The organism is Streptomyces sp. NPDC001868, from assembly GCF_040297125.1.
Lineage (GTDB): Bacteria > Actinomycetota > Actinomycetes > Streptomycetales > Streptomycetaceae > Streptomyces.
Genome location: NZ_JBEOYO010000031.1, coordinates 70770 through 96514, shown reverse-complemented (window position 1 = coordinate 96514; position 25745 = coordinate 70770). Strand labels below are relative to the sequence as shown.

Annotated in this window: 23 protein-coding genes; 11 read left to right on the top strand and 12 right to left on the bottom strand. The window is 71.0% G+C overall.

Features of this window, described 5'->3' with window-relative positions; all coding sequences use genetic code 11:
- Window positions 1-98: 98 nt before the first annotated feature.
- The 5 genes from ABT147_RS30230 to galU form a co-directional block, all read right to left on the bottom strand.
- Entirely contained in the window at window positions 99-722 is a 624-nt protein-coding gene (locus ABT147_RS30230) for a GNAT family N-acetyltransferase (RefSeq protein ID WP_351411953.1), read from the bottom strand.
- A 26-nt stretch (window positions 723-748) separates the two neighbouring features.
- Window positions 749-1318: a MogA/MoaB family molybdenum cofactor biosynthesis protein gene (locus ABT147_RS30225; RefSeq protein ID WP_351411915.1), complete on the bottom strand. Its 570-nt coding sequence runs from the start codon at window positions 1316-1318 to the stop codon at window positions 749-751.
- Complete coding sequence (gene moaC / locus ABT147_RS30220; RefSeq protein ID WP_351411913.1) at window positions 1315-1797, bottom strand: cyclic pyranopterin monophosphate synthase MoaC; 483 nt, start codon at window positions 1795-1797, stop codon at window positions 1315-1317. The genes ABT147_RS30225 and moaC overlap by 4 nt, the downstream gene beginning before the upstream one ends.
- 84 nt (window positions 1798-1881) lie before the next feature.
- The gene (glp, locus tag ABT147_RS30215; protein WP_351411911.1) at window positions 1882-3204 is read right to left on the bottom strand and encodes a molybdotransferase-like divisome protein Glp; all 1323 of its coding nucleotides are present in this window, start codon (window positions 3202-3204) and stop codon (window positions 1882-1884) included.
- 5 nt (window positions 3205-3209) lie between these two features.
- The gene (galU, locus tag ABT147_RS30210) at window positions 3210-4112 is read right to left on the bottom strand and encodes a UTP--glucose-1-phosphate uridylyltransferase GalU (RefSeq protein WP_351411908.1); all 903 of its coding nucleotides are present in this window, start codon (window positions 4110-4112) and stop codon (window positions 3210-3212) included.
- Between the two features lie 133 nt (window positions 4113-4245).
- Here galU and ABT147_RS30205 point away from each other — a divergent pair, with 133 nt between their 5' ends.
- Window positions 4246-4824, top strand: a complete 579-nt coding sequence (locus ABT147_RS30205) for a 5-formyltetrahydrofolate cyclo-ligase (protein WP_351411906.1) — start codon at window positions 4246-4248, stop codon at window positions 4822-4824.
- 83 nt (window positions 4825-4907) lie between these two features.
- Here the strand turns inward: ABT147_RS30205 and ABT147_RS30200 are convergent, their stop codons facing one another.
- The gene (locus ABT147_RS30200; protein ID WP_351411903.1) at window positions 4908-7679 is read right to left on the bottom strand and encodes a penicillin acylase family protein; all 2772 of its coding nucleotides are present in this window, start codon (window positions 7677-7679) and stop codon (window positions 4908-4910) included.
- Window positions 7680-8000: 321 nt separating this feature from the next.
- Between ABT147_RS30200 and ABT147_RS30195 the strand changes: the two genes are divergently transcribed.
- From ABT147_RS30195 to mscL, 6 genes are all read left to right on the top strand, one after another.
- Entirely contained in the window at window positions 8001-9533 is a 1533-nt protein-coding gene (locus ABT147_RS30195; RefSeq protein WP_502983185.1) for a potassium/proton antiporter, read from the top strand.
- A gap of 266 nt (window positions 9534-9799) precedes the next feature.
- Entirely contained in the window at window positions 9800-11080 is a 1281-nt protein-coding gene (locus ABT147_RS30190; RefSeq protein ID WP_351411900.1) for an MFS transporter, read from the top strand.
- Window positions 11081-11149: 69 nt separating this feature from the next.
- Entirely contained in the window at window positions 11150-11488 is a 339-nt protein-coding gene (locus ABT147_RS30185) for an FmdB family zinc ribbon protein (RefSeq protein WP_351411898.1), read from the top strand.
- Between the two features lie 77 nt (window positions 11489-11565).
- Window positions 11566-12474 carry an S-methyl-5'-thioadenosine phosphorylase gene (locus ABT147_RS30180; protein ID WP_351411896.1) on the top strand — a complete coding sequence of 303 codons (909 nt, stop codon included), beginning with the start codon at window positions 11566-11568 and terminating at the stop codon, window positions 12472-12474.
- A 195-nt stretch (window positions 12475-12669) separates the two neighbouring features.
- On the top strand, window positions 12670-13332 hold the full coding sequence (locus ABT147_RS30175) for a CpaB family protein (RefSeq protein ID WP_351411893.1): 663 nt from the start codon (window positions 12670-12672) through the stop codon (window positions 13330-13332).
- 135 nt (window positions 13333-13467) lie between these two features.
- Window positions 13468-13944, top strand: a complete 477-nt coding sequence (gene mscL / locus ABT147_RS30170; protein WP_351411891.1) for a large conductance mechanosensitive channel protein MscL — start codon at window positions 13468-13470, stop codon at window positions 13942-13944.
- Window positions 13945-13972: 28 nt separating this feature from the next.
- Here the strand turns inward: mscL and ABT147_RS30165 are convergent, their stop codons facing one another.
- Window positions 13973-14155: a hypothetical protein gene (locus ABT147_RS30165; RefSeq protein ID WP_351411888.1), complete on the bottom strand. Its 183-nt coding sequence runs from the start codon at window positions 14153-14155 to the stop codon at window positions 13973-13975.
- A gap of 163 nt (window positions 14156-14318) precedes the next feature.
- Between ABT147_RS30165 and ABT147_RS30160 the strand changes: the two genes are divergently transcribed.
- From ABT147_RS30160 to ABT147_RS30145, 4 genes are all read left to right on the top strand, one after another.
- A complete protein-coding gene (locus ABT147_RS30160; RefSeq protein ID WP_351411886.1) occupies window positions 14319-15677 on the top strand; it encodes a low temperature requirement protein A in 1359 nt (452 codons plus the stop codon).
- Entirely contained in the window at window positions 15667-16698 is a 1032-nt protein-coding gene (locus tag ABT147_RS30155) for a P1 family peptidase (RefSeq protein WP_351411883.1), read from the top strand. Before ABT147_RS30160 ends, ABT147_RS30155 begins: the two co-directional genes overlap by 11 nt.
- 210 nt (window positions 16699-16908) lie before the next feature.
- Window positions 16909-18126: a L,D-transpeptidase gene (locus ABT147_RS30150; protein WP_351411948.1), complete on the top strand. Its 1218-nt coding sequence runs from the start codon at window positions 16909-16911 to the stop codon at window positions 18124-18126.
- Between the two features lie 157 nt (window positions 18127-18283).
- Entirely contained in the window at window positions 18284-19042 is a 759-nt protein-coding gene (locus ABT147_RS30145; RefSeq protein ID WP_351411881.1) for a DUF6227 family protein, read from the top strand.
- A gap of 49 nt (window positions 19043-19091) precedes the next feature.
- Here the strand turns inward: ABT147_RS30145 and ABT147_RS30140 are convergent, their stop codons facing one another.
- From ABT147_RS30140 to ABT147_RS30120, 5 genes are all read right to left on the bottom strand, one after another.
- Window positions 19092-19370, bottom strand: coding sequence for a hypothetical protein (locus ABT147_RS30140; protein WP_351411878.1), 279 nt, complete (start codon window positions 19368-19370; stop codon window positions 19092-19094).
- A 230-nt stretch (window positions 19371-19600) separates the two neighbouring features.
- Window positions 19601-21739: a PTS fructose transporter subunit IIABC gene (locus tag ABT147_RS30135; RefSeq protein WP_351411876.1), complete on the bottom strand. Its 2139-nt coding sequence runs from the start codon at window positions 21737-21739 to the stop codon at window positions 19601-19603.
- A gap of 370 nt (window positions 21740-22109) precedes the next feature.
- Window positions 22110-23057, bottom strand: coding sequence for a 1-phosphofructokinase (gene pfkB / locus ABT147_RS30130; RefSeq protein ID WP_351411873.1), 948 nt, complete (start codon window positions 23055-23057; stop codon window positions 22110-22112).
- Window positions 23054-23914: a DeoR/GlpR family DNA-binding transcription regulator gene (locus ABT147_RS30125; protein WP_351411870.1), complete on the bottom strand. Its 861-nt coding sequence runs from the start codon at window positions 23912-23914 to the stop codon at window positions 23054-23056. Before ABT147_RS30125 ends, pfkB begins: the two co-directional genes overlap by 4 nt.
- A 241-nt stretch (window positions 23915-24155) precedes the next feature.
- Window positions 24156-25703, bottom strand: coding sequence for an MFS transporter (locus ABT147_RS30120; RefSeq protein ID WP_351411868.1), 1548 nt, complete (start codon window positions 25701-25703; stop codon window positions 24156-24158).
- Window positions 25704-25745 lie beyond the last annotated feature (42 nt).

Sequence of the window (25745 nt, the reverse complement as noted above, 5' to 3'; positions counted from 1 at the left end):
CAGCAGGCCATCGAGAGCGCGAAATTAACGTGCCGAGAACGTCGCAACTCGCTCAACCCGATCGCCGTTCCGACACGCTATTCGAACACGCATTTCATTTATTGGGGTTGTCCGGGCTTGCCCACGTCAGAGCCCGCGTTCCGCGCCCGTTCCCGCCGCCAGCGGCCGAGGAGGCCCTCGGGGACCTCTTCCGCGGTGAGCGCGAAGACGAGATGGTCACGCCAGGCGCCGTCGATGTGAAGATATCGTGGACGAAGGCCTTCCTCGCGGAATCCGAGTTTCTCCACGACCCGTCGGCTGGGCCGATTCTCGGGGCGAATACAGACCTCGATGCGGTGCAGCCCGACGGTCCGGAAGCAGTGGTCCACGACGAGCGCGACGGCCGTGGGCATCACACCCCGCCCGGCGACCGACTCGTCGACCCAGTAGCCGACATGGCCGGAGCACATGGAGCCCCAGGTGATCCCGGCGACCGTCAACTGCCCGACCAGCCGCCCCTGGTACTCGATCACGAACGGCAGCATCCGGCCCGCGTTCGCCTCCGCCCGCAGATGGCGGACCATCTGACGGTACGTCGGCCGGTGCGCGATCGGTCCGCTGGGCGTGGGCGGCGGGATGGTCGCCTCCCAGGGCCGCAGCCAGTCCCGGTTGCGCCGGTTGACCTCGCGCCAGGCCCGCTGGTCACGCATCTTTATGGGCCGGAGGACGACCTCGCCGTCCACCAGCGCCACGGGCCAGGATGGGCTGTTCAGCTCGCACCCCCACGGGGTCTGGAGGGGTCCTCCTCGGCCGGGGAGCCGCCGGGGGCCGGCCTCTGGTGGTCCCCGCCGCGGATCTGGTCCACGGCATGGGTCAACAGGGGTTCCAGTACGGCCAAGCCGTCCCTCACACCGCCCGTCGAGCCCGGCAGGTTCACGATCAGCGTCCGGCCCGCGACTCCGGCGAGACCCCGGGAGAGCGCCGCGGTCGGCACCTTGTCCCGGCCGTACGCCCTGATCGCCTCGGGGATGCCGGGCACCTCGTGGTCGAGGACCGCGCGGGTCGCCTCGGGGGTGCGGTCGGTGGGCGAGATGCCGGTGCCACCGGTCGTCACGATCACGTCGTATCCGGCGTCGACGCCCGCCCGCAGCGCGGCCTCCACCGGGTCGCCGTCGGGCACGACCTGGGGGCCGTCGACGGCGAAGCCGAAGGCCCGGAGTCCCTCGGCGATCAGGGGCCCGCCTCGGTCCTCGTAGACCCCGGCGGCGGCCCGGTTGGAGGCGGTTACGACCAGCGCGCGGTACGGCGCGCTGCGGGTGTCACCGGTGGGCGCGGTCATGCCCGGCTCCAGTCGCCCGACTTGCCGCCCGTCTTCTCCTCGACCCGTACGTCCGTGATGACCGCGCCCTTGTCGACCGCCTTCACCATGTCGATCACGGTGAGGGCGGCGACGGAGACGGCGGTGAGGGCCTCCATCTCGACGCCCGTACGGTCGGTGGTCTTGACGGTGGCGAGGATCTCGACGGCGTCGTCCGCGACCGACAGATCGACCTTGACGCCCGACACCGCGAGCGGATGGCAGAGGGGGATGAGGTCGGGGGTGCGTTTGGCGCCCATGATCCCGGCGATGCGCGCGGTGGCGAGGGCGTCGCCCTTGGGCACTCCCTCGCCGCGCAGCAGTGCGACCACCTCGGATGAGACCAGGACCCGGCCGCTGGCGCGGGCGGTGCGCGCGGTCACGTCCTTCCCGGAGACGTCGACCATGCGGGCGGCGCCCGCCTCGTCGATGTGGGTCAGTCGGTCCTGCGGCGTACTCATGGTGGTGTGACGCTCCCGGTCGGGGCCCGTCGCGGTGCGGCGCGCGGCGTGTTGTGCGCGACACGGTACGCCACCCTCAAGGGTTCAGCCGAGCAGGACGACCTCGACCTCCGTACCGGGCTCGACCGACTCGGTGTCCTCGGGGATCACGATCAGCGCGTCGGCGTGCGCGAGGGCCGCCACGAGGTGCGATCCGGCGCCCCCGACGGGGGTGACCTCGCCGTCGGCGTACGTCCCGCGCAGGTACTGCCGGCGTCCCGCGGGCGAGGTCAGGGCCTTGGGTGCCTGGAGGGTCGCCGTGGCCGTCGGCCGGTGGACGTCGGGCAGGCCCATCAGGGTGCGGATCGCGGGCCGGACGAAGACCTCGAAGGAGACGTAGGACGACACCGGGTTGCCGGGGAGGGCGAGCAGCGGGGTGTGGTCGGGGCCGATGGTGCCGAAGCCCTGGGGTTTGCCGGGCTGCATGGCGAGCTTGCGGAAGTCGATGCCGGCGCCTTCCTCGTCCTCGTCGCCGACGGACTCCAGGGCTTCCTTGACGACGTCGTACGCGCCCACGCTGACCCCGCCGGTGGTGACCACCAGGTCGGCGCGGACGAGTTGGTCCTCGATGGTGGAGCGGAGGGTCTCGGCGTCGTCGGCGACGGCGCCGACGCGGTAGGCGATCGCGCCCGCGTCCCGGGCGGCGGCGGTGAGGGCGAAGCTGTTGGAGTCGTAGATCTGGCCGGTGGCCGGGGTCTCGCCCGGCGGGATCAGTTCGCTGCCGGTGGAGAGCACGACCACGCGCGGGCGCGGGCGTACGCGTACCGAGGCGCGGCCGATGGCGGCGAGCAGGCCGATCTGCGGCGGGCCGAGGATGGTCCCGGCGGCCAGGGCGCGTTCACCGGCCTTCACGTCGCTGCCCATCGCGCGTACGTGCGCGCGTGCCTCGGCGGCGCGGTGCACGGCGACCTGGCCGGTGGCGCCCTCGGGGCTCGCGCTGCGGGCGCGCATCCCCGAGGCGGGTCCCTCGCCGAGGCCGCCGTCGGTCCACTCCACCGGGACGACGGCCTCCGCGCCGGGCGGCAGGGGGGCGCCGGTCATGATGCGGGCGGCCTCCCCGGGGCCCACCCGGGGCTGCTCGGCCTGGCCCGCCGCGACGTCCCCGATCACCGTGAGCACGGCCGGGAACTCCTCGCTGGCGCCCGCGACGTCCGCGACCCGCACCGCGTACCCGTCCATCGAGCTGTTGTCGAACGGCGGCAGTGAGATCGGCACCGTGACGTCCTCGACCAGGACACAGCCCTGGGCGTCGAGGAGCTGCAGCTCGATGGGTTCCAGGGGGCGGACGGTGGCGAGGATGTCCTCCAGGTGCTCGGTCACCGACCAGAGGTGTCCCGAGCCGGTGGTGCGGGTCGCGGCGGTGCTCAACGTGGCTACATCTCCTCGGCTACGTAACTGCGAAGCCAGGTCCGGAAGTCCGGGCCCAGGTCTTCACGTTCGCATGCGAGTCTGACAATGGCACGCAAGTAGTCGCCACGGTCCCCGGTGTCATAGCGGCGGCCCTTGAAGACGACGCCGTGCACGGGGCCGCCGACCTTCTCGTCCGCGGCGAGCTGCTGGAGGGCGTCGGTGAGCTGGATCTCGCCGCCGCGGCCCGGCTCGGTCTCGCGCAGGACGTCGAAGATCTGCGGGGCGAGGACATAGCGGCCGATGATCGCGTAGTTCGACGGGGCGTCGGCCGGGTCCGGCTTCTCGACCATGCCCGTCACCTTGACGACGTCACCGTCCTCGGTGGCCTCGACGGCCGCGCACCCGTAGAGGTGGATCTGCTCCGGCGCGACCTCCATGAGCGCGATGACACTGCCGCCGTTCTGCTCCTGGACCTCGACCATGCGCTGCAGGAGCGGGTCGCGGGGGTCGATCAGGTCGTCGCCGAGGAGGACCGCGAAGGGCTCGTCGCCCACGTGCGGGGCGGCGCACAGCACGGCGTGACCGAGGCCCTTGGGGTCGCCCTGGCGGACGTAGTGCATGGTCGCGAGGTCGCTGGACTCCTGGACCTTGGCGAGCCGGTGGGCGTCGCCCTTCTTCTGGAGGGCGGACTCCAGCTCGTAGTTGCGGTCGAAGTGGTCCTCAAGGGGGCGCTTGTTCCGGCCGGTGATCATCAGGACGTCGTCGAGCCCGGCCGACGCGGCCTCCTCGACCACGTACTGGATCGCCGGCTTGTCCACGACCGGCAGCATCTCCTTGGGAGTCGCCTTGGTGGCCGGCAGGAACCGGGTTCCCAGACCCGCGGCGGGAATGACAGCCTTGCTGATCCTGGGGTTCGCCTCACTCATGGCCCGAACCCTATCGGGTGCCTTTGTGGGGAATCTGTGGATCCGATTAATTCGCTCTCATATGAGCCGATTACGAACAATACTGGAGCTACCTGTGAGCAGGTTGGGATCCGAACCGGACTCTGCCAAGCGAATGTTGCGTCGAGAGCTCCTCCGGGTGAGGAACGGGTTGACGCCGGATGACGTCCGGAAAACGACGGGCGCCCTTGCGGACCGGGCCCTCGGTCTGCCCGAGCTGGCGCACGCGCGCACGGTGGCGGCGTACGTCTCCGTGGGGAGCGAGCCCGGCACCCTAGCGCTCCTGGACGCGCTGCGCGAGCGGGGCGTGCGCGTCCTGCTCCCGGTCCTGCTGCCCGACAACGACCTCGACTGGGGCGCCTACGAGGGAGAGGCCTCCCTCGCGCGCGTGCGGCACGGCGGCGGCCGTATGGAACTCCTCGAACCCGCCGGCGAGCGGCTCGGCCCGGACGCCGTGACCGGCGCCGACGCCGTCCTGCTGCCGGGCCTGGCGGTCGACGCGCGCGGGATGCGCCTGGGGCGCGGCGGCGGTTCGTACGACCGGGTCCTGGCCCGGCTGGCACGCGTGGGCGCCGATCCGGCGCTGGTGGTGCTCCTGTACGACACGGAGATCGTGGACCGGGTACCGGAGGAGCCGCACGACCGCCCGGTGCACGCGGTGGTGACGCCTTCGGGGGTACGACGCTTCACATGACAGTTCCCCGCGCCCAGTAGGTGCGCGGGGAACTGTGCGACCGGCCACGACGGGCCCGCGGCGGGCCTGTGGCGCTCGGAGCCCTACGGCTTCAGCAGGAGCGTGTCGCTCGTGTTCTCCTCGACCGCCTTGTCGGAGAACGACCACGTCAGCAGCTCGCCCTTGACCCACTTGTCGGTCTGGTCGGTGTAGTGGGCGTTGTACGCGTGCCCGGAGGCGCCGGTGAGGTTGATCCACTTGGACTTGTCGAGGTCCCCGAGGTTCACCACCATGCGCATCGAGGGCACCCAGACGACCTCGTAGCCGCCCGCCGCGTTCCAGCCGGTGGCGTTGACCGTGGCCTCGCCGCCGCCGAGCTTCCAGGGGCCGCGGTTGAGCATGTACTGCAGGAAACCGGGGCCCTCGGTGCCGAGGGTCTGGTTCTTCAGGAACAGGCGGTGCAGCCGGCCCCAGCTCCACGTGTCGATGTCCTTGCCGAGCTTGGCGGTGAGCTCCCAGCGGGCGTCACGCATGGCCCGCTTGAACAGCTCGTCACGGGTGTCGCCGGGGTCCTCCGTGCGCGTCTTCGGCGTGGCCCACCAGGCGTTGTCCTGGTCGTCGATGATCCGGCGGACCACCTCGAACCAGCGGTCGCCGCCGTCCGGCTGCGCCTGGTCCGCGTCGCGCTTGCCGCACTCGCGCACCCGCCGGTCCTCGTCGGCGGGCCCGGTGGAGTCGACCGGCTCGACCGACAGGCACTGGCCCTCGACCCGCAGTTCCTTGGGCAGCTTGTTGCCGAAGGCGAGCTTGAGGATGTTGCGCCAGACCGAGTTGAAGTACGCGGCGGCCGCCGAGTCGGCGTCCTGGGTGTAGTCCCAGCCCTCCAGGAGCTTCTGCGCCTGGCGGACTTCCTTGTCGTTGACGTCGATCTTGAGCAGCAGCGGCACCAGCAGCTTGGCGATCTCACTGCTGTTGTCCATCTGCATCTGCCGCATGTCGTCGGTGGAGATCTTGCCGCCACCCTTGATCTTCGACTCGATGAGGCTGGTGATCCGCTGCGCGCGCGTGCCGTAGCCCCAGTCCTTGGTGAGCGTGTACGGGTAGTCGTCGTCGACGACGGCCTGGTTCGCGGTGACGATGTAGCCGCGCTCCGGGTTGTACTCGTACGGCAGTTCGTCCTGGTCGATGTAGCCGGTCCAGGCGTACTTGGTGTCCCAGCCCGGCGCGGGCAGCGAGCCGTCGCCCTCACCGCGGGTGGGGATCCTGCCGGGCAGCTGGTAGCCGATGTTGCCGTCGGTGTCGGCGTAGGTCAGGTTCTGCGAGGGGACGTCGAACAGGGCGGCGGCCTCGCGGAAGTCGTCCCAGCCCTTGGCCCGGTTCATGGCGAAGACGGCGTCCATGGAGGTGCCGGGGTCGAGCGCGGTCCAGCGCAGGGCGATGCCGTAGCCGTCCCCGCGGTCGGGGGCGTCCTGGTCGACGGTGGCCTTCTTGCCGACCTGGACGAGTTCGTCGTTGCGGTCGGAGAGCAGGGGGCCGTTGTTGGTGGTGCGGACGACGATCTTCTTGGACGTGCCGCCGGCGACCTCGATGGTCTCCTCGCGGGTGTCGAACGGCAGGACCTTTGAGCCGTACTGGTAGCCGTCGCCGGTGAGCTTCTCCAGGTAGAGGTCGGTGACGTCGACGCCGGAGTTGGTCATGCCCCAGGCGATGTCGGCGTTGTGGCCGATTATCACGCCGGGCATGCCCGAGAAGGTGTAGCCGGAGACGTCGTACCGGCACTTCGCGGAGACGGACTTGCAGTGCAGGCCCATCTGGTACCAGACCGACGGGAGCGTGGCCGACAGGTGCGGGTCGTTGGCGAGCAGCGGCTTGCCGGTGATGGTGTGGTCACCGGAGACGACCCAGGAGTTGGAGCCGATGCCGTTGCCGTTCACACCGACGGCCTCGGGGAGGTCCTCCAGGACGTTGTAGAGGCCGTCCAGCTGGGTCTGGAGGGCCGAGGAGTCCGTGGACGTCCCGGCGGTGCCCACGCCCGTTCCCGTGCCGCCCGTGCCCTGGGTGGAGCCGTCGGCGTTCTGCGTCGAGCCGGACCCGTCCGACCAGGCCTTGGTCAGCTCGTCGTACTCGCCCTCCTGCACGATCGTCCCGTTGCGGCCGTACGGGTACCGCGGGTACAGGTCGGCGATCTGCTTGGGGCCGAGGCGGCTGGTCATCAGGGCGCGGTCGATCTCGTCCTGCATGTTGCCGCGCAGGTCCCACGCCATCGCCTTCAGCCAGGCGACCGAGTCGACCGGGGTCCACTCCTCGGGCTTGTAGTCGTTGGAGAAGCCGAGGGCCGCGTACTCCACGGAGATCTCCTCGCCGTCCTTGCCGGCGAGGTAGGCGTTGACCCCCTTGGCGTAGGCGTCGAGGTACTTCTTCGTCTCGGCCGAGAGCTTCTTGTCGTACTCCTGCTCGGCGATCCGGTGCCAGCCGAGGGTGCGCAGGAACTCGTCGTTGTCGACCTGGCCCTCGCCGAACATCTCCGAGAGGCGGCCGGCCGTCATGTGGCGGCGTACGTCCATCTCGTAGAACCGGTCCTGCGCCTGGACGAAGCCCTGCGCCATGAACAGGTCCTCCTCGGAGGAGGCGTAGATCTGCGGGATCCCGTGGCCGTCGCGCTTGACGTCGACCGGTCCCGACAGACCGTCCAGGGTTATCGAACCCTTGGTCTGGGGGAAGGAGGCGCGCACGGTGGAGACGGACCAGAACGCCCCGTAGCCGACGCCACCGATGATGGCCAGGACCAGGACGATCAGGAGAAGACGGACTTTGCGTCCCTTCTTCCTGCCGGACTTGCCGGACTGCTGGCCGGAGGGGGTGGTGTCGGTGGGCATCGCTGTCCTTGCTGTCCTAACACGAGCGGCAGGTCGGGCTGTGCTTTGTACTGAACGCTGGAGCAACCATAGGCGCAGGGTCCGACACGACTTGACGCGGAGTCGGGAACTGGCGCGGACGGCTGTTCGATCTTGCCTTCGGAAGCGTCAAGAAATCGTCAAGAGTTAGGTAAGGTAACGAAGTACTTGCACTGACGTAACCGCAACCGCACGGTTTCCGTGATCGGCTTCGCATGCCCAACACGCGCGCGTGCCCGCATCCAGTGCTCGGCATCCCCACACTCGGAACCACGTGCGGTTCGGCAAGAAAGGTACGGCCCGCTGACTGTCCACGACCTCAACCAGCTCCTGCTCGTCTGCTCGCTCGTCCTTCTCGTCGCGGTCGCCGCGGTCCGGATCTCGTCGCGCAGCGGGCTCCCCAGCCTGCTCGTGTACCTGGGCATAGGCATCGCCATGGGCCAGGACGGCATCGGCGACATCCACTTCAACAACGCCGAACTGACCCAGGTCATCGGCTACGCGGCCCTCGTCGTGATCCTGGCGGAGGGCGGCCTCGGCACGAAGTGGAAGGAGATCAAACCGGCTCTGCCGGCCGCCAGCTCACTGGCGCTGGTCGGAGTCGCGGTGAGCGTCGGCGTCACGGCCGCGGGCGCGCACTATCTGATCGGGCTGGAGTGGCAGCAGTCGCTCATCATCGGCGCGGTCGTGTCCTCCACGGACGCGGCGGCCGTCTTCTCCGTGCTGCGCAAGATCCCCCTCCCCGCGCGCGTGACGGGCATCCTGGAGGCCGAGTCCGGCTTCAACGACGCCCCGGTGGTCATCCTCGTCGCCTCGCTCTCCATGGCCGGACCGGTCGAACACTGGTACGTCCTGATCGGCGAGATAACGCTGGAACTGGCGATCGGCGCCGCCATCGGCCTCGCGGTCGGCTGGCTCGGCTCCTGGGGCCTCAGGCACATCGCCCTGCCGGCCTCCGGCCTCTACCCGATCGCCGTCATGGCCATCGCCGTCACCGCCTACGCGGCCGGCGCCATGGCCCACGGCAGCGGCTTCCTCGCCGTCTACCTGGCCTCCATGGTCCTCGGCAACGCCAAGCTGCCCCACTGGCCGGCCACGCGCGGTTTCGCCGAGGGAGTCGGCTGGATCGCCCAGATCGGCATGTTCGTCCTGCTCGGCCTGCTGGTCACCCCGCACGAGATGGGCGACGACATCTGGCCCGCGCTCGTCATCGGCCTGGTGCTGACCATGGTGGCGCGACCGCTGAGCGTCGCCGTCGCGCTGGTGCCGTTCCGGGTGCCGTGGCGCGAGCAGGCCCTGCTCTCCTGGGCCGGACTGCGCGGCGCGGTGCCCATCATCCTGGCGACGATCCCCATGGTCAGCGGGGTCGAGGCCAGCCGCAAGATCTTCAACATCGTCTTTGTGCTGGTCGTGGTCTACACCCTCGTCCAGGGGCCGACACTGCCCTGGCTGGCCCGCAAACTGCGCCTGGGCGGCTCCGGCGACGAGGCCGCCGACCTCGGCATCGAGTCGGCGCCCCTGGAGCGGCTGCGCGGTCATCTGCTGTCCGTCGCCATCCCCGAGAAGTCCCGGATGCACGGCGTCGAGGTCAACGAGCTGCGGCTCCCCGCGGGCGCCGCCGTCACCCTCGTCGTCCGCGACGGCAAGTCCTTCGTACCGCTGCCGACCACGGTGCTGCGCCGCGGCGACGAACTGCTCGTCGTCGCCACGGACCCCGTCCGGGACCAGGCCGAACGCCGCCTCAGGGCCGTCGGCCAGGGCGGCAAGCTGGCCGACTGGCTGGGGACGGGGAACGGGTCCGGGAACGGAAACGGAACCGGCGGCCCCCGTCGTTAAGTGCAGATTTCACACTGTTCACACCCCTCTGGAATCGGGGGTGCGACCGCCCATGGTGCTCGTTTTCACAGGTGATCCGGCCGATCCCCCTGTACGATGAAGGCGCACTTGATCGGACCAACTCTGTCTGACGCAGAGCTGGCGCGACCGTATGGCGGCCGAGACACCCCCTTCGTGTGGGCCCGGCATCTACCGCAGTAGCGCAAGAGGACAGCTCTCGGCGCCCCCCGCACGGGCGCGCTACCAGGCGGCGGAAAGGCACGGCCGTGGCGTCCACGGTCACCTCGAACACCTCGAAGGCGTCCCGCCCGGGCTACGGGCAGCTGCTGCGCACCCCGCGCGCGTGGACGTTCCTTCTCCCCGGCTTCGCGGCCCGCCAGCCGTTCGCGATGCTGACCATCTCCATCGTGCTGCTGGTCCAGCACACCACCGGCTCGTACGGGGCGGCCGGCGCCGTGGCCGCCGCGACCGGTGTCTCCATGGCGCTGTTCGCCCCCTGGAGCGGCCGGCTCGCCGACCGGCACGGCCAGCGGGCCGTCCTGATCCCCGGCATCCTCGTCCACGGCGCGGCGGGTCTCTCCCTGACGGCCCTGGCCCTGATGGACGCCCCCCTGTGGGCGCTCTTCGTCGCCGCCGTGCCCACGGGAGCCTCGGTGCCGCAGATCGGCCCCATGGTGCGGGCCCGCTGGGGCGTCAAGCTCCAGGACTCGCCCTTGACGAGCACCGCCGCCGCCTTCGAGTCCGTCACCGACGAGCTGACCTTCGTGCTCGGCCCGCTGGTCGCGACCGCGCTCTGCACCGCCGTGCACCCGGCCGCCGGTCTGCTCACCGAGGCCGGGCTCACCCTGGTCGGCGGCCTGCTGTTCGCCGCGCAGCGCGGCACCCAGCCCAGGGTCGTCTCCGTGGCGCACGCGCGCGTGGAGCGCGTTTCCGCCCTGTCCGTCCCCGGGGTGCGCGTCCTGATCGTCACCTTCCTCGGCATCGGATCCGTCTTCGGCGGTATGCAGGTCTCGCTCGCCGCCTTCTCCGAGTCGATCGGCGAGCCCGGCCTGAACGGCGTCCTGTACGGCGTCTTCGCCGCCGGCAACATGCTCTCCGGCATCGTCTGCGGCGCGATCGCCTGGAAGGTGGCCCCGCAGCGGCGCCTGATCGTCGGCTACACGGCCCTCGCGCTGGTGGCGTCCGCCCTGTGGACCGCCGACTCGGTGCTCGTCCTCGCCGCGCTGGGCCTGCTGGTCGGCATGTGCATCGCCCCGGCCCTGATCACCGGCTACACCCTGGTCGACTCCCTGGTCCCGTCCGGTGCCCGCACGGAGGCCTTCACCTGGCTCACCGGCGCGGTCGCGCTCGGCCAGGCGGCCGCCGTCACGACCGCCGGACAGCTGGAGGACAGGCTGTGGACCGGCGCCGGTTTCCTGGTGCCCGCGGCCGGTACGGCACTGGCCCTGGCGACCCTGTTGGCGCTGCGTACGCGGCTGATCGGCAGCTCGCGGAGCCGTACCGTCGCGCGTGTCGTCGGTCACCGAGTGCCGGTGACAGTGGACTGATCCCCGTGGAATAGGTCAGTATGGACTGTCGTTAGCACTCATCGAGTGAGAGTGCCAGGAGGAAGACCAGTGCCGACGTATCAGTACCAGTGCACCGAATGCGGTGAGGGCCTCGAAGCGGTGCAGAAGTTCACCGACGACGCCCTGACCGAGTGCCCCAGCTGCAATGGCCGCCTCAAGAAGGTGTTCTCCGCGGTCGGCATCGTCTTCAAGGGCTCCGGTTTCTACCGGAACGACAGCCGCGGCTCCTCGTCGAGCAGCAGCCCGGCGACGTCGAAGTCCTCGTCCGAGTCGAAGTCGTCGTCGGACGCGAAGTCCTCGTCCTCGACTTCGTCCTCTTCGTCGTCGTCCGACTCGAAGTCGTCGTCCTCGGGCTCTTCCTCCGCCAGCAGCACCTCGGCCGCGTAGCTCTTCCGTCCGGGACCCTGCCGTCGTACGACGACGGCGGGGTCTTCGGTGTTTCCCGACCCGGTTAGGGTGCGGGCATGGCGAATGCGGAGCACGTGGAGCATGGGGCCGTCCCGGTGGGCGGGGCGGGCGGAGCTGGTGCGGCGGAAGCGGCCGGTCTGGCCGAGATCGGCGTCATCGGAGGGTCGGGGTTCTACTCCTTCCTCGACGACGTGACCGAGATACAGGTCGACACCCCCTACGGTCCGCCCAGCGACTCCCTCTTCCTCGGTGACATCGCGGGCCGCCGGGTGGCCTTCCTGCCCCGCCACGGCCGTGGCCACCATCTCCCGCCGCACCGCATCAACTACCGCGCCAACCTGTGGGCCCTGCGCTCCGTCGGGGCGCGCCAGGTGCTCGGCCCGTGCGCGGTGGGCGGTCTGCGGCCGGAGTACGGACCGGGCACGCTCCTCGTCCCGGACCAGCTGGTGGACCGCACCAAGTCCCGCACGCAGACCTACTTCGACGGCCTCCCGCTGCCCGGCGGCGCCGTCCCCAACGTCGTCCATGTCTCGCTCGCCGACCCCTACTGCCCCGTCGGCCGCGCGGCCGCCCTCGAAGCGGCGCGCGGGCGCGGCTGGGAACCGGTGGACGGCGGCACCCTCGTCGTGATCGAGGGCCCTCGCTTCTCCACCCGCGCCGAGTCCCTGTGGCACCAGGCCCAGGGCTGGTCCGTGGTCGGCATGACCGGCCACCCCGAGGCCATCCTCGCCCGCGAACTGGAGCTCTGCTACACCTCCCTGACCCTCGTCACCGACCTCGACGCCGGCGCCGAGACCGGCGAGGGCGTCTCCCACGAGGAGGTCCTGGAGGTCTTCGCCGCCAACATCGACCGCCTCCGGGGCGTCCTCTTCGAGGCCGTGGCCGCACTGCCGTCGAACGACACGCGTGGCTGCCTGTGCACGAAGGCGCTGGGCGGGATGGATCCGGGGTTCGACCTGCCGTGACGGGGTGCAGCGGCCGGTGACCTCGCTGCTCGGCCGGGGCGGGGGTGGAGGGCCGGCGGAGGCAGAGGGCGGAACTCCTCGTTCGGGTGGCGGGGTTTTCCACAGTCGGTGAGTGGTCCACAGGCCCCGGCGGGCTCCGCCGCGAAGCCTCATCGTGGGACCGCAAGCCGATCTCACACAGCAGGTGGTGGCCTCATGTCCCGTCCCTCGTCCTCGTCCGCGTCCACGCGTTCGTCCTCGTCCACGCTCTCGCCCTCGTCCACTCACTCGTTCTCGTCGACGTCCACGTCCTCGTTCGCATCCCCGCACCCGGTCGTGTCCACGTCCTCCCGCCTCCCCTCCTGGGCCGCCGGCCCACCCGGCACCGACACGCCTCCCACCTGCGAGGTCCCGCACTTCGCCCCGCTACGGGTGAAGGGCGGAGCGCAACGGCTCCGCCGCCTCGCCCGCTGCCGAAGGCGAGCCATGGCGGCGGGCCTGGCGGTGACGGCCGCCGCCCTGCTGGTGACGGGGGCGGGTCCGAGGGAAGCGGAACGGGTCAGGGGGCATCCCGTGGCCGACCCGGTCCCCGAGCGCCCCACCCCGGTCGAGACAGTCACCGCACCGGTCCGCATCGCCGACGCCGCGACGGTACGGCTGCTGCGCCCCGGCGACCGCGTCGACGTGATCGCGGCCGAGGAGTCCGCGACGGGCGCCGGCGCCGTGCGGGTCGTCGCCCGCGGTGCCCGTGTGTCCAAGGTGCCGACCGCGAGCGCCACCGAGAGCGGAGCCCTGGTCGTCTTGACCGTGCCGCGCCGCACGGCGGCCCGGCTGGCAGGCGCGGGCGCCACGTCCCGCTTGGCGGTGACCCTGTGGTGACCACGAACCCTGGCGCCGGCTCCGACCCGTACCCGTCAAGTCGCACGATGGCGGGACCCAGTTGGACACCCGGACCCGATCCTGACGTAGGTTGCGGAGTCGTTTGTTCCACAACCAGCGCAGAGAGGCCTCGTGGTGAGCGAGAAGAAGGAGCCGGGCATCTGGGAGGGCTTCAAGGCCTTCCTGATGCGGGGGAACGTCGTCGACCTGGCCGTCGCCGTGGTCATCGGCGCGGCCTTCACCAACATCGTCAACTCGGTGGTGAAGGGGGTCATCAACCCACTGGTGGGGGCCTTCGGCACCAAGGATCTCGACAAGTACAGCTCGTGTCTGAAGGATCCCTGCGAAACGGCCGCGGACGGCACGGTCACCAGCGGCATCCCGATCATGTGGGGCACGGTCCTGAGCGCCACGCTCAGCTTCGTCATCACGGCGGCCGTCGTCTACTTCCTGATGGTGCTCCCCATGGCCAAGTACCTGGCCCGCCAGGAAGCCCGCCGGAAGTCGAAGGAAGGCACGCAGGAGGTCATCGAGCTGACCGAGCTGGAGGTGCTCAAGGAGATCCGCGACGCCCTGGTGGCCCAGCGCGGCTCGGGCCACGACCGCGAGTAGCGGCACTCGAAGCCACCGGCCGGCGGTGTCAGATGTGGTGGGGCGGCTTCTCGTCGAGGAAGCGCTTCAGGTCGGCCACGCTGTCGCCGCCGTCGCCGGGCCGCTCGCCCCACCCGTGGTCCGTGTCGTCGGAAGACGGCCGGCTGAACGGGTCGTCGAAGACCAGCGCGGCCTTGGGGTCACGCGGTTCGGGAGCGGGAGCGGTACTCATGCCTCCAGAGTACGGCCCCGAGCACCGACGCCCTCCGACCGCGCCCCCTCCCCCGGCACGCCCACACAGGCACCGGGCCCGCCCGCGCACTCCCTCGGTCCACCCCGGCACTTGTGAACACCTGAGCGAGAATTCCACCGGCTTTTCTGGTGTGCTTGGGCCCATGACGCCCAGTTCCACGCCCTCGACCCCCTCGGCTCCGGAGCCGGCCCCGGGCCCCGCCGCGTCCTCGCACCCGGCTTCCGCCGCCCCGGCCGGCGCCCACCGGTCGCCGGTGCGCAGGCTGGTCGCGCGGGGGCGTGAGGAGGTACATCGGGTCGCCTCACCGCTGGAGCTCTTCTTCGACCTGTGCTTCGTCGTGGCCGTCGCCCAGGCGGGCGTCCAGTTGGTGCACGCCGTGGCGGAGGCACACGCGGCCGAGGGCATCCTGAACTACGCGATGATCTTCTTCGCGATCTGGTGGGCCTGGATGAACTTCACCTGGTTCGCCTCGGCGTACGACAACGACGACGTGCCCTACCGGCTGGTGACCCTCGTCCAGATAGCGGGCGTGCTGGTGCTCGCCGCCGGGGTCACCCGGGCCTTCGAGGACCACGACTGGCTGCTGGTCGTGCTCGGCTACGTGATCATGCGGCTGGCGATGACCGCGCAGTGGCTGCGGGCCGCGCGGACCGCGACGGGCGCCGAGCGGGTCACGGCCCTGCGGTACGCGGGCGGCGTGGCGCTGTGCCAGATCGGCTGGCTGGGGCTGCTGGTCCTGCCGGAGTCGGCCAGACCGTGGTTGTTCCTGGTGATGGCGATCGCCGAACTGTGCGTCCCGTTGTACGCGGAGAGAGGCTTCCAGACGTCCTGGCATCCGCATCACATCGCCGAGCGGTACGGCCTGTTCACCATCATCGTGCTCGGCGAGACGATCCTGGCGGCGACGGTCGCCGTGAAGTCGGCGGTGGACGACGACGACGCGCTGGGCGAGCTGCTGCCGATCGCGGTGGGCGGACTGCTGATCGTGTTCTCGGCATGGTGGGTCTACTTCACCGTTCCCATCCACGGTCATCTGCGCTCCAACAAGGAGAGCTTCCTGTGGGGTTACGGCCACTATCTGATCTTCGCCTCGGCTGCCGCGATCGGCGCCGGGCTGGAGGTCGCGGTGGAGGAGACGGTGCACAAGGCGCACATCTCCACGCTGGCCGCGTCCGCGGCGGTGACCCTGCCGACGGCGCTGTATCTCCTCTCTGTGTGGGCGCTGCACGCCCGCCACTACAAGGTGAGCACGGCCCAGCAGACCGTCCTGCCGCTCGCCGCGCTGGCCGTGGTCATGTGCACGTTCCTGGGTCACTGGGCGGTCCTGGCGGCGGGCGTGGTGGCGACCCTGACGGTCGCGGTCGGGGAGATCCTCACCACGCGCGGCCACCACGGCACCCACCACGCCCACGGGACCCACAACTCAGACGGCACGCACACCACCCACGGGGCACAGACCACCGACGGGGCTCACAACACCCGAGACGCCCATGGCAGTTGACGCGCTGACCGATGTCCCCGGCCTGCGGGTCGGTCACGCCACCCGGGCCGGCGGGGGCTGGCTCACCGGTACCACGGTCGTGCTGGCTCCGGAGGGCGGCGCGGTCGCGGCCGTGGACGTGCGCGGGGGCGGGCCCGGCACCAAGGAGACGGACGCGCTCGACCCGCGCAACCTGGTGCAGAGGATCGAGGCGGTGGTCCTGACCGGCGGCAGCGCGTACGGGCTGGACTCCGCGTCGGGAGTGATGGCCTGGCTGGAGGAACGCGGACGCGGTGTACGGGTCGGCCCCGACCCGGCGCACGTGGTGCCGGTCGTACCGGCCGCCTGTGTCTTCGATCTGGGCCGGGGCGGGGACTTCAGGGCCAGACCGGACGCGGCCATCGGCCGGGCCGCGGTCGAGGCGGCCGCCGCGGGCGGGCTCGGTGCCCCGGTGGCGGAGGGATGCGTGGGCGCCGGGACGGGGGCGACGGTCGGACTGCTCAAGGGCGGCATCGGCACCGCGAGCACCCTGCTGGACTCGGGGATCACGGTGGCGGCACTGGTGGTGGCCAACGCGGCGGGCTCGGTGATGGATCCGGAGACGGGGGCGCTGTACGGGGAGTCGTTCCAGGGGCGTAAGGCGTACCCGGCGTCGCAGGTCCACGAGGCCGCGCGCCGGCGCATCGCCGAGGCCGCCGCGAAGAGTCCCCCTCCCCCGCTGAACACCACACTGGCCGTGGTCGCCACCGACGCCGACCTGACCCGCGCCCAGGCCCAGAAGCTCGCCGGCACGGCCCACGACGGCATCGCCCGCGCCGTACGCCCCGTGCACCTGCTCAACGACGGCGACACCGTCTTCACCCTGGCAACAGGCACCCAACCACTCCCGCCCCAGTCCGGCCCCCTCGCCCTGAACGAACTCCTCGCGGCAGGAGCGGACTTGGTGACACGCGCGATCGTACGAGCGGTACGGGCAGCCGACTCGGTGGACGGACCGGGGGGAGTGTGGCCGTCGTACGGGGAGTTGTACGGGGAGGGGTGACGGGGCGAGAGGCCCTCGGAGACGCGGGGCATTGAGAGGCCGGTAGGTCCAGTAGGGGCCGGGGGTTTCGGGGGGCGATTGTCTTGGTTCTGTCACGTGATGTCGTCAGGTGGGGGGTGGGGGGAACCTGGTCGGCTGCCGGTCGCTCTATGTCCACGTACCGGAGCGGATGACGTGGATCAGGTAGACGCGAAGAAGCTGGAGCAGATCGTGACGAGGCCGAAGATTGCTGTACGGCGGGCACTGGGGACCTGTGCCGTGCTGGTGGTCGGTGCGCTGACCCTCACCGGCTGTGGCGGGGACGCCCAGGCCGACAACAAGAGTGGTGGCAAGGAGACTTCGGCCGAGGACGCGGCGGCGCGGATCACGATCTCGGCGAAGGACGGTTCGACGGGAGCGTCCATCAACGCGACCGGTGTGAAGGTCAGCGGCGGCAAGCTGACCGAGGTGAAGATGACCGCGGCCGAGGGCGGCGCGGTCGTCGAGGGCGAGATAGCGGCGGACGGGCGGTCCTGGAAGCCGAAGGAGCAGTTGGAGCGCGGCACGAAGTACCAGATCTCCGCGACGGCGAAGAACTCCGGCGGGAAGACGTCGGCGGCCAACTCCATCTTCACGACCGTGTCGACGGCCAACAGCTTCATCGGGACGTACACCCCGGACAACGGCACGACGGTCGGGGCCGGGATGCCGGTGTCGTTCACCTTCGACAAGGCGATCACGGACCGCGAGGCCGTGCGGTCGCACATCAAGGTGACGTCGAGCAGCGGGCAGGAGGTGGTGGGGCACTGGTTCGGGGAGCAGCGGCTCGACTTCCGGCCCGAGGAGTACTGGAAGGCCGGGTCCAAGGTCACGATGAAGATCGACCTGGACGGTGTGGAGGGCGCGAACGGCGTCTACGGCGTGCAGGACAAGACCGTCACCTTCACGGTCGGGCGTTCGCAGGTCTCCACGGTCGACGTGAACACACAGACCATGACGGTCGTCCGGGACGGGAAGACGATCAAGACCCTGCCGATCTCGGCGGGCGCCGCCGCGAACCCGACATACAACGGGCAGATGGTGATCTCGGAGAAGTTCCGGCAGACGCGGATGAACGGGTCGACGGTGGGCTTCGGCGGTGAGTACGACATCGCGGACGTGCCGAACGCGATGCGGCTGACGACATCGGGCACCTTCATCCACGGCAACTACTGGTACAACAAGTCCAACCCGCCCTTCGGAAGCCAGGGCACCAGCCACGGCTGTGTCGGCCTCGCGGACGTGCAGGGCGCGAACGGCGACACGAACGCCAAGTGGTTCTTCGACAACTCGCTGATCGGTGACGTGGTGATCGTCGAGAACTCCCCCGACAAGTCGGTAGCGCCGGACAACGGCCTCAACGGCTGGAACATGCCGTGGAGCGAGTGGACGGCGGGAGACGCCATCTGACCACGTAGTTCTGGGAGTTCGTCGGGCCGCGCGGGAACCAACCGCGCGGCTCCGTCGTTTTATGGACGTACGTTTTCTCGGTTCCCGGACATGATGTCCGACCGAGGGGCTACGGTATGCACCCACAAGGTGACATGCAGCAACGCCGGGAGAAACCTTGAGCGTTCCGTACGAGACGGCAGCGTACGAGCCACCCGAGTCGCCCGAGTCTCCTGAGGAGCACCTCGCGCGACTCCTCGGCCGCGCCCTGAACTCCTTCGAGCTGCCCGACGAGACCATACGACAGCTCGACTGCGCCCTCGCGCACGACAGCTCGCTGCACTCCGCGCACTACAGTTCGGGGCTGCACCGGGCGACGTACCGGCACACCTGGCTGCTCGCCGACGGCTCCGCCGTCACCCTGTGGGAGCTGGTGCACAACACGGTGCCCGGCAGCGACACCCAGCACGAGGTGTACACGGACGACGAGGAGCTGCGTGCCGCCACCGCGCGCCTGCCGCTGCCGCCGGACGCCCCCGACTTCGAGCTGCCCACCATGGTGGAGCTGACGGCGTTCCCCGAGCCGCGCCACGCGTACGTACCGGACGACTCGGCGGACCACGCCCGCCGGCTGTTGCGGCGCGCGGAGAACCCGGACCCTCCCGGGGACGAACTGGCCACGTTATTGCTGCGGACGGCGTTCGCGCACGAGATCACCCAGGCCTTCGGCCGCCCGCACCGTCCCGCGCGGCGCGGGCGGCCCGGACTGAACTTCTCGCTCTACGAGCACGCGTTCCTGCTCACGGACGGGCAGGAGATCTCCCTGTGGGAGGTCGAGCACACGGCCACACCGGACGGCCGCCACATGTGCGAGGTGTACGTGTCGGAGGACGCGGCCCGGGACGCGATGGAACGACGCGCGGGGACGCTCGGCTAGGCCTGTTGCGAAAGTGCCGGCCCCCTCGGCGGGGCGGCGGAGGAACGGTTCAGAGCTGGCGGTCGTCGCTGAACTGGCGGGCCAGGAACGCGAAGGCGTCCTGCTCCGCCGGGGTCAGCTCCACATGCTCCACATGCGGCCCCTTGCGACGCTGTTGGGGCAGGCCCCGCAGCCGCTGCCCGCGCCTGCGGGCCAGCTCGGCGAAGCGGCCGCGGTGGACCTCGCGGTCGCGGCGCAGTACGCGGATGAGGACGGCGACCCAGATGACCGCCGCGAGGGCGAGGGCGACCACACCCAACAGCTGGAGGATCGACACGTGCTCAGGCATGCCGTCCAGTAGACACCACCGGATGGGACTTTGAGCCCGGATCGTGACGTATCTCGCAGGTACGGCTTACACGTCACACGGGTTGTAAAGGCGCCCAAAGGGGCGCGCGGGGCGGAAACAGGAGCGGAAACAGAGGCGGCCGTGGCCCCCTCCGGCGGGAGGGGGCCACGGCCGTCGTACGGTCACGGGTTCAGGCCGTGACCGGCGTCCTACGGGTGGTGCTCAGTCGCTCAGGCCGCGACCGGCTCCTTCGTCTCCGACTCGGCGGCGGCGGGAGCGGACTCGGGCGCCGCGCCGGGCTGGGTCTTGCGCATGCCCTTCAGGACGATGACCAGTCCGGCCGTGACCGCCGTACCGATCGCGATGGCCAGCAGGTAGAGGAACGGCTGACCGATCAGCGGGGTGACCCAGATGCCGCCGTGCGGGGCGCGCAGGGTCGAGCCGAAGGCCATGGCCAGCGCACCGGTGACCGCGCCGCCCGCCATAGAGGCCGGGATCACGCGCAGCGGGTCCGCCGCGGCGAACGGGATCGCGCCCTCGGAGATGAACGAGGCGCCGAGCACCCAGGCCGCCTTGCCGTTCTCGCGCTCGGCGGCGGTGAACAGCTTCTTGCGGATCGTGGTGGCGAGGGCCATGCCCAGCGGCGGGACCATACCGGCCGCCATGACCGCCGCCATGATCTTCATCGCGGAGTCGCTGGGGTCCTGCACGGCGATACCGGCGGTGGCGAAGGCGTACGCGACCTTGTTGACGGGGCCGCCCAGGTCGAAGCACATCATCAGGCCGAGGAGGACGCCGAGCAGGATCGCGTTGGAGCCGGAGAGGCCGCTCAGCCAGTCCGTCATGCCCTTCTGCGCCTCGGCGATCGGCTTGCCGATCACCACCAGCATCAGGAAGCCGACGATCATCGACGAGATCAGTGGGATCACGACCACCGGCATGATGCCGCGCAGCACCGGCGGGATCTTGATCCGCTGGATCCCGAGGACGACCGCGCCGGCGATCAGACCGGCGGCCAGACCACCGAGGAAACCGGCGTTGATGTTGGCCGCGATCATGCCGCCGACGAAGCCGGGGACGAGACCGGGCCGGTCCGCCATGCCGTAGGCGATGTAACCGGCGAGGACGGGGATCAGGAAGCCGAAGGCGACGCCGCCGATCTGGAACAGCAGGGCCGCCCAGCTGTCGATCTGGAGCCAGTCGAAGTGCTCGGTGACCGGCTTGGCCTGGTTGATCTCCCAGCCGCCGATCGCGAAGCCGAGGGCGATGAGGAGACCGCCCGCCGCGACGAACGGGACCATGTAACTCACGCCGGACATCAGCCACTTGCGCAGCTTGGTGCCATAGCCCTCGCCGGGCTCGCCGGCCCGGTCGACGGGGGTGCCGGGACGGGCGGCGGCCGTGACCTCGCCGCGCTCGGCCTTGCCGCGGACCTCGGTGATCAGTGCGGCGGGGCGGTTGATGCCCGCCTTCACGCCGACGTCGACGGTGGGCTTCCCGGCGAACCGGTCCTTCTCCCGTACGGGCACGTCGTGGGCGAAGATCACGCCGTCGGCTGCGGCGATGACCGCCGGGTCGAGACGGGTGAAGCCGGCCGAGCCCTGCGTCTCGACGACGATCTCGACGTCACCGGCGTCCCGGCCCGCGTTCTCCAGCGACTCGGCGGCCATGTAGGTGTGCGCGATGCCGGTGGGGCAGGAGGTGACGGCGACGATACGGAAGGGGCGGGCCTCGGCGGGGGCCGCTGGTGAAGCCTCTTCGGGGGCGGCCGGGGCCGGGGCCGAGGTCGGCGTCGGGGTCGGTGCCGGGGTCGGTGCCGGGGTCGGTGCCGGGGGCGTGCTGCCCGCGGCGGCGTCGGGGGAGGCCGTTCCGCCCGACGCCGCCGCGGAGTCTTGGGTGCCCGAGGTGGTCCCGGTGGGCTGTGCCGCCTCGTCGCCCCGGATGAGCGCGGCGGCGCGGGCCGCGTCGTCCACGGCGCGCAGCGCGTCCGTGAACTCGGTGTTCATCAGCTGGCGGGCGAGGGAGGACAGGATCGTGAGGTGGGCGTCGTCCGCGCCCGCGGGGGCGGCGATCAGGAAGATCAGGTCGGCGGGACCGTCGGGCGCGCCGAAGTCGACGCCGGCCGCGCTGCGGCCGAAGGCGAGGGTCGGCTCGGTGACGTGCTCGCTGCGGCAGTGCGGGATGCCGATGCCGCCGTCGAGGCCGGTCGGCATCTGCGCCTCACGGGCGGCCACGTCGGCGAGGAAGCCGTCGAGGTCGGTGACCCGGCCCTTCGCCACCATGCGCTCGGCGAGGGCACGCGCCGCCGCTTCCTTCGTATCGGCGGACAGGTCGAGGTCGACCAGGTCCGCGGTGATCATCTCGCTCATCGCGGGCTCCTTCGCACGCGTATCGCCCGGGGGGTGTGGTGGGCGGGGGTGGGGACGGAAGTGTGGGGGGCGGGGGCCACGGGGGCCGACCAGGGGAGGGGGAAGGATGGGGTGGCGGGTAAGGAAGAACGAAGGTTCGTTCGCGGACGGCGGCCGGGGGCGGCGGGCCTGGGCTGGGTACGGATCGCAAAACGAAGGTTCGTTCGCGGAGCGTCGGCGCCAGCGCCGGGGAGCCGGAGCCCAGGTCGAGGTCGGGGCCGACCAAAACGAAGGTTCGTTCCGGCAGCCCCCGAGTCCGCGAGCCGAGCCCCAGGCCGCCCGCCAAAACGAAGGTTCGTTCGCGGCCCCCGCGCCCCCCGCGATCCCCCGCTCATGACACCGGCTCCCTCAGCGCCCGGTCCGCCGGTACCGCTGATGTCACCGTCACCGCCGCCGGGTCCAGGTCGCTCGGGGTCGGCATGACGCTGCCCGGGAGTTGGACGGCGGCGGCGCCGTGGGCCACCGCGGAGGCGAGGGCTTCGGGGCCGTGGCCGCCGGCGATGAGGAAGCCGGCGAGGGAGGAGTCGCCGGCGCCGACGTTGCTGCGGACGGCGTCGACGCGGGCGGTGCCGAACCAGGCGCCCGAGGCGTCGACGAGGAGTTGCCCGTCGGCGCCGAGGCTGGCCAGCACCGCGGCGGCGCCCATCTCGCGGAGTTCTTCGGCGGCCTTGACGGCGTCGCCGACGGTGGCGAGGGGGCGGCCCACGGCTTCGGCGAGTTCCTCGGCGTTGGGCTTGACCACGTCGGGGCGTTCGCGGAGGGCCGCCAGCAGGGCCGGGCCCGAGGTGTCCAGGGCGATGCGGGTGCCGGCCGCGTGGGCGCGGGCGACGAGTTCGGCGTACCAGGAGGGGGCGAGGCCGCGCGGGAGGCTGCCGCAGCAGGCGATCCAGGAGGCGTCGGCGGACTGGGCGCGGACGGTCTCCAGGAGGGCTTCCTCCTCGGCGGCCGACAGCTCCGGGCCCGGTGCGTTGATCTTCGTCAGGACGCCGTCGGCCTCGGCGAGGGCGATGTTGGAGCGGGTCGCCCCGGCCACCGTCACCCGTGCGACCTCGATGCCCTGGGCGTCGAGCAGGTCCGCGACAAGCGCGCCCGGTGCTCCGCCGAGCGGCAGTACGGCCACGGTGCGGCGGCCGGCGGCGGCGACCGCGCGGGAGACGTTGACGCCCTTGCCGCCCGGGTCCATGCGTTCGCCGGTGGCCCGGATGACCTCGCCGCGGTCGAGGGAGGGGACCTCGTAGGTGCGGTCGAGGGAGGGGTTCGGGGTGACGGTGAGGATCATGAGCGGTCTTTCCGGCCGTTGGTCCGGTCGTCGGTCCTGTCGTTGGTCACGCCGTTGGTCCGGCCCCCGGCGGAGGTGCCGAGGGACTCCCTGCCGGGGACGCGCAGCACTTCGGTGCCCTTGCGTTCGATGGCGAGGGCGTCTTCGGGGCTCAGCCCGCTGTCGGTGATCAGCAGGTCCACATCGCTCAGGTCGCCGAAGCGGGCGAAGTGCTCCTGACCGTGCTTGGAGGAGTCGGCGAGCAGCACCACACGCCGGGCGGCGGTCACCGCGGCCCGCTTCACGGCGGCCTCGGCGAGGTCGGGGGTGGTCAGGCCGTGGTCGACGGAGAAGCCGTTGGCCGCCACGAAGAGGACGTCGGCGCGGATCTCGCCGTAGGCCCGCAGCGCCCAGGCGTCGACGGCGGCACGGGTGCGGTGGCGGACCCGGCCGCCGACCAGGTGGAGCTGGATGCCCGGGTGGTCGGCGAGGCGGGCCGCGATCGGCAGGCTGTGGGTGACGGCGGTGAGCGCGGCCTCCAGCGGGATGGCGGCGGCGAGGCGGGCGATCGTCGTACCGGCGTCGAGGACGACCGTGCCGTCGGTCGGCAGTTCGGCGAGGGCGGCCTGGGCGATACGGTCCTTCTCGTCGGCCGCGGTGCCCTCGCGCTCGGCGAGGTCGGGCTCGAAGTCCAGGCGGCCGGCGGGGATGGCTCCGCCGTGCACCCGCTGGACGAGGCCGGCGCGGTCGAGGGCCTTCAGATCCCGGCGGATCGTCTCCGCCGTGACCTGGAACTCCTCCGCCAGCGACACCACGTCCACCCGGCCGCCGTCACGGGCGAGCCGGAGGATCTCCTGCTGCCGCTCCGGTGCGTACATGTCCGTTCGCCTCCGACTGATGCCCGATTCTGTGGTTTCGCTCGGAGGCTACGCCCGGATTTCCAGAAAGTAAACAGGTTCGGGCGACATTCGGACCGACTCGGACATGATCGGGCCTATGGCCCTATGGCCCTACGGGTGACGCGCGGCGCGAGCGGGGCCCCGCACCTCGGAGGTGCCGGGCCCCGCTCGCGCCGCCGTCGTCGCGACGGCTCCCGCTGTCACACCGGCTCTCCGCCCGTCAGCGCACCGGCTCGTCCGTCTCCGTGGCGGCCCGCGCCGGCAGGGCGAACATCAGCAGGAAGATCGCGACCAGGACGGCGGCCACCCAGCCGAGGGCGTACTCGAAGGAGTCGACGAAGGCGGGGCCGATGTCGGCCGGGGCGAGGTGGTCGTCCATGACGCCGAAGAAGACGACGGCGACCAGGCCGAGGCCCAGCGCGTTGCCCATCTGCTGGACCGTGCTGATCAGCCCGGACGCGGATCCGGCGTGCTCACGGGGCACTCCGGAGAGGATCGCGTCGGTCAGCGGGGCGACGATGAGGCCCATGCCCGCGCCCATCACCACGAGCGGGAACGCCATCTGCCAGGGGGTGATGGCGAGGCCGTAGTGCTCGGACTCCGCCAGGTACAGCAGCACCCCGGCCGCCATCAGCAGCGCGCCCGCCTGGAGGACCTTGCGGCCGAAGCGCGGGACGAGCTTCTGGACCGAGACCCCGGCCGCGACCGACACGGCGAGGGAGAAGGGGACGCCGGTGAGGCCGGCCTTCAAGACGCTCCAGCCGAGGCCGGTCTGGAGGTAGAGGGTCCAGACGAGGAAGAAGACGCCGAGGGCGATGCCGAAGACGGTCTGTACGGCGATGCCGGCGGCGAAGCTCTTCACCTTGAACAGCGACAGTTCGATCAGCGGGGACCCGTCGCGCGCGGTCTTGCGCCGCTCGTACGCCACCAGCGCCGCGAACACCCCCAGCGAGCCGGCCATCGAGACGTACCCCCACAGCGGCCAGCCCGTCTCATGGCCCCGGGTGAGCGGATAGAGCAGCATCAGCAGTCCGGCGGTGACCAGGGCGACGCCGACGAGGTCCAGTTTCAGGGCCTGCGGGGCCTTGGACTCGGTGATGAAACGGCGGCCCAGGATCAGGCCCGCGATACCGACCGGGAGGTTGATCAGGAAGATCGCCCGCCATTCGAGGCCGAGCGGATTCCACTCGATGAGCAGGGCGCCGAGCAGCGGACCGGAGACCGCGCCGAGGCCCACGATCGCGCCGAACAGCCCGAAGACCTTGCCGCGTTCGTGCGCGGGGAAGGTCGCGTGCACGATCGACAGGACCTGAGGCACCATCAGCGCGGCGGTCGCGCCCTGCAGGATCCGGGCCGCCACCAGCATCTCCGGGTTCGCGGCGAGGCCGCACAGCGCGGAGGCGAGTGTGAAACCGCCGATGCCGACGAGGAAGATCCGCCTGCGGCCGTGGATGTCACCGAGCCGTCCGCCGGTGACGAGGCCCGCGGCGAAGGCGAGGGCGTAGCCGGCGGTGATCCACTGGATCTGGCTGAACGTGGCGCCTTCGCTTCGCTGGATGGAGGGGATGGCGATGTTGACGATGGTGACGTCGACCAGGTCCATGAAGGCGGCCGTCATGACGATGGCGAGGGCGATCCATCGTCGTCGGTCGCCCTCAGGGGGTGTTGTGAGCGCCGTTTCGGTGACTGTGGTCGGGTCGCTGCCGGTGGTGTGTGGCTGGTCGCGCAGTTCCCCGCGCCCCTTCAGGGCGCTCGTTGTCGAGGTCATGAGAGGAAAGTAGAGGGCAAGTAGGTCAGATCGTGTCCTACT